11 protein-coding genes and 1 pseudogene are annotated in these 10,232 nt (G+C 69.2%); 8 read left to right on the forward strand and 4 right to left on the reverse strand.

Translation table 11 applies throughout. The features are described 5' to 3' along the window. Positions 1-146: 146 nt before the first annotated feature. Positions 147-1,055: an ester cyclase gene (locus ABZZ74_RS50625; protein WP_356950899.1), complete on the reverse strand. Its 909-nt coding sequence runs from the start codon at positions 1,053-1,055 to the stop codon at positions 147-149. Between the two features lie 145 nt (positions 1,056-1,200). Here ABZZ74_RS50625 and ABZZ74_RS50630 point away from each other — a divergent pair, with 145 nt between their 5' ends. The 6 genes from ABZZ74_RS50630 to ABZZ74_RS50655 all read left to right on the forward strand — a co-directional run bounded on the left by ABZZ74_RS50630 (position 1,201) and on the right by ABZZ74_RS50655 (position 7,881). Further along, positions 1,201-1,686: a MarR family transcriptional regulator gene (locus ABZZ74_RS50630; RefSeq protein ID WP_356950900.1), complete on the forward strand. Its 486-nt coding sequence runs from the start codon at positions 1,201-1,203 to the stop codon at positions 1,684-1,686. Positions 1,687-2,386: 700 nt separating this feature from the next. After that, positions 2,387-4,093 (forward strand): ATP-binding cassette domain-containing protein, encoded by a 1,707-nt coding sequence (locus tag ABZZ74_RS50635; protein ID WP_356950901.1) that lies wholly within the window; start codon positions 2,387-2,389, stop codon positions 4,091-4,093. Next, on the forward strand, positions 4,090-5,289 hold the full coding sequence (locus ABZZ74_RS50640) for an ABC transporter substrate-binding protein (RefSeq protein ID WP_356950902.1): 1,200 nt from the start codon (positions 4,090-4,092) through the stop codon (positions 5,287-5,289). Before ABZZ74_RS50635 ends, ABZZ74_RS50640 begins: the two co-directional genes overlap by 4 nt. Positions 5,290-5,344: 55 nt before the next feature. After that, positions 5,345-6,208 carry a branched-chain amino acid ABC transporter permease gene (locus tag ABZZ74_RS50645; protein WP_356950903.1) on the forward strand — a complete coding sequence of 288 codons (864 nt, stop codon included), beginning with the start codon at positions 5,345-5,347 and terminating at the stop codon, positions 6,206-6,208. Continuing rightward, a complete protein-coding gene (locus ABZZ74_RS50650; RefSeq protein WP_356950904.1) occupies positions 6,205-7,227 on the forward strand; it encodes a branched-chain amino acid ABC transporter permease in 1,023 nt (340 codons plus the stop codon). The genes ABZZ74_RS50645 and ABZZ74_RS50650 overlap by 4 nt, the downstream gene beginning before the upstream one ends. A 255-nt stretch (positions 7,228-7,482) precedes the next feature. Beyond that, positions 7,483-7,881 (forward strand): hypothetical protein, encoded by a 399-nt coding sequence (locus tag ABZZ74_RS50655; RefSeq protein ID WP_356950905.1) that lies wholly within the window; start codon positions 7,483-7,485, stop codon positions 7,879-7,881. Between the two features lie 143 nt (positions 7,882-8,024). Here the strand turns inward: ABZZ74_RS50655 and ABZZ74_RS50660 are convergent, their stop codons facing one another. Continuing rightward, positions 8,025-8,408 (reverse strand): hypothetical protein, encoded by a 384-nt coding sequence (locus ABZZ74_RS50660; protein ID WP_356950906.1) that lies wholly within the window; start codon positions 8,406-8,408, stop codon positions 8,025-8,027. A 126-nt stretch (positions 8,409-8,534) separates the two neighbouring features. Then, positions 8,535-8,930, reverse strand: coding sequence for a hypothetical protein (locus ABZZ74_RS50665; RefSeq protein WP_356950907.1), 396 nt, complete (start codon positions 8,928-8,930; stop codon positions 8,535-8,537). A 109-nt stretch (positions 8,931-9,039) separates the two neighbouring features. Here ABZZ74_RS50665 and ABZZ74_RS50670 point away from each other — a divergent pair, with 109 nt between their 5' ends. Further along, positions 9,040-9,501 (forward strand): Imm21 family immunity protein, encoded by a 462-nt coding sequence (locus tag ABZZ74_RS50670; RefSeq protein ID WP_356950908.1) that lies wholly within the window; start codon positions 9,040-9,042, stop codon positions 9,499-9,501. A 65-nt stretch (positions 9,502-9,566) separates the two neighbouring features. Here the strand turns inward: ABZZ74_RS50670 and ABZZ74_RS50675 are convergent, their stop codons facing one another. Next, the gene (locus tag ABZZ74_RS50675; protein ID WP_356950909.1) at positions 9,567-9,869 is read right to left on the reverse strand and encodes a hypothetical protein; all 303 of its coding nucleotides are present in this window, start codon (positions 9,867-9,869) and stop codon (positions 9,567-9,569) included. Here ABZZ74_RS50675 and ABZZ74_RS50680 point away from each other — a divergent pair. Beyond that, positions 9,856-10,232, forward strand: a pseudogene (locus tag ABZZ74_RS50680) (AAA family ATPase); the annotation flags it as partial. The gene ABZZ74_RS50675 and the pseudogene ABZZ74_RS50680 sit on opposite strands and share 14 nt — an antisense overlap.

Here is a 10,232-nt window from a genome sequence, read left to right on the forward strand (position 1 = left end):
CCCACTCCGCATTCGTCAGGTCTCCACGTCCCATGGAGCCAGCCTGCCCCCAACACACCACCCCGCGAAGGGAGATCCGAGAAACAGTGCCTAGGTGTGAGCTGGGGCGCTGCCGCACGGCAGCGCCCCAGCCCCCGTGCTTCGGGTCAGAACATGCCGTTGCCGTTGGCGGAGGTGGCGGGCACGTTCTGGACGATGTCCCAGTGCTCCACGACCTTGCCGTTCCGCACCCGGTAGATGTCGAAGACACCGGAGACCATGTCCGACGTGAACGTGCCGCGGGACTGGATCACGACCAGATCCCCTTCGGCGATGACCCGGAAGATGTCGGAGCGGAAGTCGGGGAACGCCGAGAACATCCCGGCGATCCCGTCCTTGGCCGCCTGGATGCCGTTGGCGAAGCCGGGGTTGTGCTGGTAATAGGGGTCGACGATGTAGCGGTCGAACCCGGTGACGTCCTTGTCCACGAACACTTGCCTGTACATGTCCGTGACGAGCTGCTTGTTGGACGTGGTGGGCGCGTACGGGGCCGGTCTGCTCACCTGCGGGCAGCTGAGTGTCGAGAACATGTCGTTGCCGCTGACCGTGGTCGCCGGCACTTCCTGGGTCGTGTCCCAGTGTTCGACGATCTTGCCGCCGGACAGGCGGTACAGGTCGAGGACGGCGTAGCCCCTGGTGCCCGGGGCAAGGACCAGGTTGCTGTGGGCGGCGACGAGGTCGCCCTCCGCGATGACGCGCTTGACCGAGACGTACGAGTGGGGGTGGGTCGCGTTCTGCGCGGTCAGGTAGTCGCGCAGTCCTGCCTGCCCGTCGGCGATGCGGGGATCGTGCTGGACGAAGCCCGAGCCGAGGTAGGCGTCGATGGCCGACAGGTCATGCCGGTTGTACAGCCGCTCCACGAAATCCATGACCAGCGCCTTGCTGCTGGCGAGCTGCGACGCGTCGCCCTGGGATGCCGTTACGGCGGTCCGGGATGCCGCCACGGCCGGTTCGCCGACGAACAGAACGGCGGAGAGCGCGAGGGCGCCGGCCAGCGCCCTTGTAAGTGGTCTCACGAGTTCCTCTTTCCTGGAAGTATCTCGCCAGAAAGGTATTTGGTTTAATCTCTCGCTCGCAAGACTCTGTCGAGAAAGGTAGGCTGCGGCAGGCGATGTCGCCGGCAGGCACGCAGGTGCACCGCAGTCATGGAGGGAGCGCGGTATGAGCACGTCAGGTCGGCCCCGGGGCGGGCGTGGGCGGACCGTGTCTGTCGACGACGAGACGCTGGTCACCTGGTGGGGGCTCATCCTGGAGGGCTTCAGCCACGCCCATGGCCGCATCGACGCGGACCTGCGCGAAGTCGCGGATCTGCCCGGGCCGTGGTTCGAAATTCTGCTGCGGCTCTCGCGGACGCCCGGCCGCGAACTCCCGCTCACCTACCTCGCCAAGGAAGTGGCCTTCTCCAGCGGCGGGTTCACCAAGATGACCGATCGGCTGGTCGCGGGCGGCCTGATCGAGCGGCGGCCGAGTCCCACTGATCGCCGAGTCACCCTGGCCGGGCTCACGCCGCAGGGTGCGCGTGTCCTCGACCGTGCGCTCCAGGTGCACCTCGACAGCCTCCGGCGTTACGTCCTCGAGCCGCTGGGAGCTCAGCAACTCGAACAGGTGGCCACCGGCATGAAGGCCCTACGCGACCAGGAGGGCTGAGGCGCGCCCCCTGGCCTGGTGTGCTGGGTTGGCAAGGCGTTTCACGCCTGCCCCTGCGGACGGGTGCCCCCGAGAAGCGTATCCTGATAACCCGGACCAGACTCCTGATAACCCGGACTCTCCTTTCCGGCGTGGCGGGGCAACGGCGGTTCGCGTGTCGCGCTGCAGCTCCCCTTTGACCGGGTGATTCCCAGGTCGCGGTGTGGCGCTCACGGGTAAGACAGCGAGGCGGCCTTCTGTGTCGTGATGGCGGAGGCGTAGCCGTGTGGACCATGGGGCCGACGGCGATGTGTGTGCGGGAGGCCCCAGGACTGCGGGCGAGGGTGTCGGGGGGTGACGCCCGAGGCGGTCGGCGCGTGTGACCTGCTGGGTGGTCATGTCGAGGGGGAGCGGGCGGGCCGCCGTCCTCGCCGATTCTGGAGTTCGGGCACCCGCGGCGGCCGCGATCGCGGGGGGACGAGGAACCCGCCGCCCCCGGCGGTCAGTTGACGGCCCCTGCGGCGCTGATGTCACTGCCGGCGCCCGGTGGCGCGGCCACCCGCCCGGCCGGCGGTGCACGGCATCCAAGATCTTTCTGAATGTCCCATGAATTAGGACTAGCGTTTCGACATGAGGGACCGTACGCTTCGCGGAAGTTACGGTCAGCCACTCGCCGCGTGACATCAGGGGCATTCCCAGCGCGGCGGTGAGGAGTCAGGGCGTGAAGAAACTGGATGCTGAGACGACCCCCCACCTGGGGGGCGGCGATGCCGGTGCGTCGCCCCTGCCAGGGGCCGAACCTCGTACCGCAGCCTCGGCCGCAACCCTGCCGGGCACCTCGCCCGGCGCCCCTCTTCAGGTAAGAGGACTCGCCAAGCGATTCGGCGGTGTCACGGCTCTCGACGGCGTCGACCTCTCGGTGGCGGCCGGGGAGGCCATCGCCGTCATCGGTCCCAACGGCGCGGGCAAGAGCACACTGCTCAAGCTGATTGCCGGCGTGCACCGCCCGACCGAGGGAGAGGTCTGGCTGGGGGAGCAGCGGCTGGACCGGATGCCGGCGCACCGCATCACCCGCAGTGGTGTCGCGCTGGCCCATCAGGTCCCGCGGCCCTTCCACGGCCTCACCGTCGGGGAGAACGTACGCATCGGAGCCATGGCGGGCCGACCCCACCTGCACGCCGGTGAGATCGACGAAATCATCGCTCAGTGCGGGCTGGACACCAAGGCGTCCCGCCCGGCCGACTCCCTGCGCGTCCTGGACCTGAAGCGGCTGGAGGTGGCGCGGGCCCTCGCCACCCGTCCCCGGGTACTCATGTTCGACGAGGTCGCGGCCGGGCTTGTCGGCCGCGAGCTGGACGAGGCCATCGACCTGATCCGCCAGGTCCGCGACCGGGGCATCACCGTGCTATTGGTCGAGCACATCGAGCGGGTCGTACGCGAACTCGTCGACCGCGTCCTCGTGCTCGACTGGGGCCGACCGCTGGCTGAGGGAACACCGGCCGAGATCGCCGCCAACGAGGAGGTGCGGGCCGTCTACCTCGGCGACGGCGACAAGACTCAGGCGCAGCCCGCCCGTACGCCTGACACGGCCACGGCCACGGCCACGGCCACGACCTCGGACACCGGTGCCGTACTGGCGCTGGAGTCGGTCAGCGCGGGGTACGGCGACATGGTCGCCCTGCGGGACTTCTCGATGCGCGTCGAGGCGGGGCAGATCGTGACGGTGCTGGGTGCCAACGGGGCCGGCAAGTCGACGCTGTGTGCCACGGTCATGGGCGCCGTCGCGGCGAGGTCGGGATCCGTGCACGCCTTTGGCAAGGACATCACCGGCATGCCCACCCACGACCGGGCGCGCCTGGGGATCGCCTACTGCCAGGAAGGACGCCGCATCTTCACTGCCCTCACGGCCGCCGAGAACCTGAAGCTCGGCGCTCCGCTCGCGCTGGGCAATGACGAGGTGCGGGCCCGTATGGAGCGGGTCCATGAGATCTTCCCGGTGCTGGCCGAGCGTGCCACACAGCAGGCCGGGACCATGTCCGGAGGCCAGCAGCAGATGCTGGCCGTGGGACGCGCCCTGATGGCCGACCCCAAGGTGCTGATCTGCGACGAGATCTCGCTCGGCCTCGCGCCTGTGGCCATCGACGCCCTGTACGGGGCACTGGCCGAGATCAACTCCCAGGGCGTCGCGATCGTGCTGGTCGAACAGAACGTCAAACGGGCGCTGGGCATCGCCGACCACGCCGTCGTGCTCTCCCGCGGCCGCATCTCCTACAGCGGTGACCCGGCCGGCCTGCTCACTGATGAGGCCCTCGACGCCGCCTACTTCGGCACCGACGACGACAACGCCACGGGCGCCGCTTCTCCGTCCCGTCCCTCCTGTTCCTCCACTCCCACTTCGCTCAGTGCCTCCGAAGGAGACCCCTCGTGATCAGAACCGCCTCCCGGCGCACCCTCGCACTCAGCACCACCGCGGTCCTCGCTCTCACGGCGGGCTGCGCGGGCAACGCCTCGACGAGCAGCGGTGGTTCCAGCGATGACGGCCCCATCGTCATCGGCACCAGCATCCAGCTGTCCGGCGCCTTCGTGAACAAGCAGATTCGCGACGGCTACCTCCTGGCGGTGCAGCAGGTGAACGCCAAGGGCGGCCTCGAAGTGGGCGGGAAGAAGCGGAAGGTCGAGCTGAAGGTGCTCGACAACCGCAGCGACACCAACACCATGGTCCAGCAGGTCCGTTCCCTGGTGCTCAGCGACAAGGCCGTGGGTCTGCTGGGGTCGTGCTGCCAGCAGAACATCGACATGCAGGGCCAGGCCGACGCGCTGAAGGTGCCGCTGGTGATGGGCGCCCTGCCCATCGAACTGCTGCCCAAGGGCAAGGGCTACACCTGGGATTCCTTCCAGTCGCTCGCCGACGGGGCCAAGGGCTTCTACTCGGTCGCCGCCGGGGCGAAGACCAACAAGAAGACGCTGCTCGTCACCAGCAACGACGCCCAGGGCATCTCCGCCGGCAAGATGTGGGGTGCGGCCGGCGAGAAGGCCGGCTTCACCATCTCCGCCACCAAGGCCGTGCCCGCCGGCACCACGGACTTCTCCGACGTCATCAAGGCCGGAAAGTCCTCCAACTCGCAGGTGCTGATCGCCTCCATGGCCCCGCAGGACTGCTTCGCCATGTGGAAGCAGATGAAGGCGCTCGCCTACAAGCCCAAGGTCGCCATCGGCCTGAACTGCGCCCAGACCCCCGGCTGGGGCTCCCTCGGCTCTCTCGGCAACGGCACCCTCGTCCAGCTGAACTGGTCCAACACGGCAGGGCTGCCGGACACCGACCTCATCGTCAGCAAGTACGGCAAGAAGTACACCAACCTCACCGACCTGGGCTCCGTCGCCCTCGGGATGCACGAGGCGACCATCCTCCTCGACGCCATCAAGACCACCGGCAGCACCGACCGCGAGGCCGTCAACAAGGCGCTGGCCAAGAGCACCACCGTCTCCGCACAGGGCCCGGTGAAGTTCGTGGACAACAAGAGCGCGACCCCGACCTTCATCGGACAGTGGAACAACGGCGTCATCGAGCAGGTCTGGCCGGCCAAGGGCGCGAAGCCGCTCACCCCGCTGTCCGGGCTCAACTGAGGCCCGGCATGAGCTCGAGACGACCCCCTGCGAGCGTGATCGAACGGAGCACATCGTGAGCCTCGACGTCCTGGCCGCCGGTATCCTCGCCGGCGGCCTGTACGCCCTGATCGGACTGGGCATCTCCCTGGTCTTCGGCGTCCTCGGCCTGATGAACCTGGCACACGGCGAACTCGTCATCGGCGGCGCCTACCTCGCCTCCCTGCTGGTGGTGGGAGCCGGCTGGGACCCACTGCTGGCCCTGCCGCTCGCCATGGCGGGCGTCGCGCTGATCGCCTATCCGCTCCAGCGGTACCTGCTCACACCACTCCTCAAGGGGAGCAATACCGCACCGCTGGTGGGCACCTTCGGGCTGTCCCTGCTCGCCCAGGCACTCTTCCAGGGCGTGTTCGGCACCCACCCCAAGAGCCTGTCCGCCCCGTATGCCGACTCAGGCATCTCGATCCTCGGCGTACGGATCCAGACGATCTATCTGATCGCCTTCGCGCTCACCACCCTCCTGTGCGCCGCCACCCACCTGGTCCTGACCCGCACGCGCGCCGGAAGCGCGGTCCGAGCCGCCTCGGCGGACCCGGCCACGGCCGCCGTGCTCGGCATCAACGTGCCGACGGTGTACGCCATGACCTTCGCCGGCGCCGCGGCCCTCGCCGCGGCCGGCGGAGTCCTGACCGGCGTCGCCCAGAGCTTCACGCCCACCAGCGGGATGCCGTTGCTGCTGACCGGCATGGCCGTGATGGCACTGGCCGGAATCGGCAGCGTCGGCGGCGTCTTCCTCGCCGGTGTGGCCCTCGGCGTCCTGCAGTCGGTCAGCGTCCAACTGTTCGGCGGCGGCATGCGCGACGTCGTCGTCTACCTCGCCTTCTTCCTCGTCCTCGCCGTACGCCCCCAGGGCCTGTTCCGAAAGGCGGCCACCGGATGACAACCCGGTCGATACCCCGAGGGAAACCGGCGGGCCTGTGGCCCGCGACCACCCTCGCCCTGTGCACGGTCGTCGCTTTCGCGCTCGCCCCCTTGCTCGGCCTCGGGCAGCTGGACCTGAGCGTCACCCTGCTGACGTATCTGACGATCGCTGAGGCCTGGAACGTGCTCGCCGGCTTCAGCGGCCAGATCTCCCTCGGCGCCGCCGCGTTCATGGCGACCGGCGGCTACACCACCGCCCTCCTCCTGGTCCACACGGGCCTGCCCTGGCCGGTGGCCTTCCTCGGCGCGGGCGTCGGCGCGGCCCTGCTCGCCCTACTGCTCGCCGTACCGCTGCTGCGCCTGCGCGGCGACTACTTCGCCGTGGGCACCCTGGCCATCTCCATCGCCATCCAGGCTCTGCTCAGCAACTGGAACTGGGCCGGCGGCGCCAGCGGCCTCACCCTCCCCACGGAGAGGATCCCCAGCGGCGGCAACCTCTACCAGATCGCGGTCGTCGTCGCCGCCCTGTCCATGGCGCTCACCCTCTACGTCCGGCACAGCGCCTTCGGCCTACGGCTCGCCGCAGTCAGGGACAACGAGCCGGCCGCAGCGGGACTGGGCGTGTCCGTCTACCGGCACCGGCTCGCAGCGCTGATCCCCACCAGCGCGCTCACGGGCCTGGCCGGAGCGGTGATCGCCTTCCAGTTCGTTGTCATCTCCCCGGACGGCGTGGCCAGCGTCAACTGGAGCCTGAACGCGGTCCTCATGTCCGTGGTCGGCGGCGCGGGCACAGTGCTCGGACCCGTCGTCGGCGTGGGCGTCGTCTACTACGGGCTGACCCGGTCCCTTCAGGACCAGCAGACTCTGTCCCTGGTCATCGAAGGCATCCTGCTCATCGTGATCGTGCGCTTCTCCCCGCAGGGAGCCTGGCCCCTGATCTGCCGAGCGGTCCGGCTTCTGGCCGCGCGCCGCCGGGTCCCGCCCGCCGCGGCGGACACCGGCTCCGATGCCAGCACCCGGACTCTGGAACACGTATGACAGCGTCCGAGACTGTGTGAAGGATAGGTCGCTCACATCCGCAGGCAGCAACGGCCGGACCATGTGAACCCGGGCTTGGTCCACTGGGTCCCGAAAGCGGGCCCCCGCTGGGCGGGACGGGCGGGACGCGGGCGAAGTCGGCGGGCAGGTTCGCCGCAGGACGCCCTCGGCGTCGACGTCGGCCAGGCCGCACGCGCCGCGGGCAATCCGGTAGGTGAACGAGACAGGGTTGGGCGGGCAGTCATCCTCGTGGGTGTGCCGGGCGGCGGGCCGGAACAGGGCCGGCTGAAGCACCCCGGCCCGCATGTGGCTTCCCACGGCCGTGACCGGCACCGGGCACTTCCAGCAGATCAACTCGCCGTTGAACTCCTGCGGCGGCCCGACCTGACCGGCCTCGACCTGTTCACTGCCCGCGATCCGGGCCCGGTGCATCCCCGTCCCTTCCCGCCGACGGCACCGCCCCGGCACCGCGTCCACGTCCCCGCCCGCGGCGCCCTGGCACTCCAGACGCCGGGCCTGGGCAATGTCGGTACGGAGAGCATCTGCGTCGCGGACGGCAGTGATGACGCCGCCGACGGTTGGGGCGATGCCGGCCGTGGCCGAGACGAGGACTGCTCGCTGGTCGACGCCATGCCTGTCTCAACGGCCAAGTGATCCATTGGAACGCCCCGGCACCCCTATGACCTGCGGTGTACCAAAGTGCCAACTAGATCTCTGAACCCGGGCGTAGAGCTGAGGAAGGTAGTTGGCATCAGTGCAGGTCGCGAACGTTGCCTGATGCCAACTACCGATCCTGGTCACAGCATCAGCGACGACAACGTCGCGCGCAGGGCCGCATCCAGCGGCGGCCGCGCCAGACCGGCGACCACCGCGCCCAGCAGCATGGCGCCGTCGGTCAGGAGCAGACCGAAACCCGCGCTGGCCACCACCGCGCTCACCGTCAGCACCCGCGGTTGGCCCAGCCGGTCAACCAGCCTGCCCAGCACAGGGCCCCCGGCGGCGTTGGCCGCCAGATGCACAGCCGCCAGAGTCCCGGCCGCGCCGTAGCCGTCACGGTGTCCACCCGCCAGAACGACCGCCAGCGGTGCCATCCCCGACGGCAGCTGGCCCAGCAGCGTGCTCAGCAACAGCCGGGTGGCATACGGCACCCGCAGCACCTGGCCGTAGCCGACCGAACGCACGGCACCGTCGGCAGTGACAGAAAGGCACGGCACGAAAGGACTCCAGAAAGAAGGGGCTGGCACATGGCGGCCCGGGCCGAGGCCGCTGCCGGCGGATGGCGGGCAGCGGCGTGCCGGGCGGATGAGTCAGGCGGTGAATTGGTGCGCGCTGGAGCAGTTGACGGGCCGTCCGCCCGTCTTCACCGTGCAGGCCTCGATCTTGTAGGTGGCGCCGTCCTGCAGGTCGAAGTAACTGGCGCCCTTCGTGGTGCACTTGCCGTCGACCTTGGTGTCGGCCACCCGGTTCAGCAGCGAGTTGTTGATCGTCAGAATCTGCACGAGCGCCAGGTAGCCATCCGCCTTGATGTCGCAGGCCGTCGTCTTGTCGCCGGCGGCGATGAAGCGGCCCTTGGCGCCGCCGTTTGTGCTGTACCACCAGCCGGAGTCGGCGCTGGCCGGGCTGGTGGCCAGGGCGGCGACGGTGGCGGCTGCGCCGAGAGCGACGGGCAGGGAATACCGGATGAAGCGGTGCGTCGTACGCATGCGAGGAGTTCCTTTCATCGTGGGGTGGTGGGGGAAAGCGGCCGTGTGCGGTGCCGGTTGACGAGCACGGCAAGCGGAAGGCAGGTGACGGCGCCGAGAGCGCCGCAGATTGGCGGGAGACGCGACCGCTCCAGACGACTACGACCGGGCCTGTGCGGTGGACGGTCTGGCCGGTGTGATCACCGTTGGCGAGAACGGTCCGCAGGCACTAGTGCTGGCGGACGAGCCGGCCAGCAGTTGCTATCTCCCCGAGCATCGACTCTTCCTGCGGTGGCTTGCCGCCGACTCCGAGGCCGGGCTGACGGCCGCAGCAGAGGCTGTCCTTGCGGACCCGGCCACCGAGTGGGAGGGGTGCGGCACGTGGGTGTCGGACGGCCCGGCCGTGCTCATGGACTCCGCCGAAGCGGGCTCCGAACTGGGCATCGAGTATCCGGGCGGCGGGGTGCCTGATCAGGCGCAAGTCCCTCTGCCTGCCGGCCGCTGGAGCGTCCGGGCCACCCACATCAAGGCAGACAAGGAAAACTTGGTCGGCCTGGTCCAGCTCCTGCACACCGAGGAGGGCTCATCGTGATACCGCCAGCCCCCGACCGCAGGCGCCCCGTGCGTGAGTAGAGGGTGGGCCAGCGGAGGTTCTGGTCAGAACTTGCCCATGTGCTGCACCGTGCAGTGCCCCAGTTGCCGGCTTAACATCTCGCAGAAGCTGACGGACAGCGGCGGCCAGCCCCAAAAGTCGAATGCCAGCGCGCCCACTGCGAAGTTGGAGTCCCACCGCCACTCGGTGACGGAGACCGAAGCGCCGCAGGCGGAGCAGGGGACGCGTCCCTCACCCGTCTCCTTCCAGGATGCGATGCCGTCCCGGAACGGCTTCCCAACCCCCTCGTCCGCCTCGAACACCTTCGGGGAGTTGATGATCACGGTTCTGGACTTGCTGGAATCCATCCGCATGCTCACCAACCAGGGCATGGACCAGGACTTCCCGCTGTCCTGCCTGCTGGTCGGCCAGCCCACCCTCAGACGCACCATGAAACTCGCCGTCCTCGCAGCCCTGGAACAGCGCACCGCCCTGCGCTACACGGTGCCGGGCATGACCTCCACCGAGACCACCAGCTACGTCGCCCACCACCTGAAGATCGCCGGGCGTTCGGACCAGCTGTTCACCGAGGACGCCCTCACGCTGATCCACACGACCTCGCGCGGCTACCCGCGGGCGGTCAACAACCTCTCTCTCCAGGCCCTCGTCGCCGCCTTCGCCACCGGCAAAAACCTCGTTGACGAGGCAGCCGCCCGCGCCGCCGTGAGTGA

This window comes from Streptomyces sp. NPDC006476, from assembly GCF_040612015.1.
In the GTDB taxonomy this organism is placed as follows: domain Bacteria; phylum Actinomycetota; class Actinomycetes; order Streptomycetales; family Streptomycetaceae; genus Streptomyces; species Streptomyces griseorubiginosus_B.

What these genes read in the sequence shown, in the direction of transcription:
- ABZZ74_RS50665 (WP_356950907.1), bottom strand. Translation starts at nt 8,930, where the DNA reads ATGCGTACGACGCACCGCTTCATCCGGTATTCCCTGCCCGTCGCTCTC.
- ABZZ74_RS50630 (WP_356950900.1), top strand. Translation starts at nt 1,201, where the DNA reads ATGAGCACGTCAGGTCGGCCCCGGGGCGGGCGTGGGCGGACCGTGTCT.
- ABZZ74_RS50650 (WP_356950904.1), top strand. Translation starts at nt 6,205, where the DNA reads ATGACAACCCGGTCGATACCCCGAGGGAAACCGGCGGGCCTGTGGCCC.
- ABZZ74_RS50675 (WP_356950909.1), bottom strand. Translation starts at nt 9,869, where the DNA reads ATGGATTCCAGCAAGTCCAGAACCGTGATCATCAACTCCCCGAAGGTG.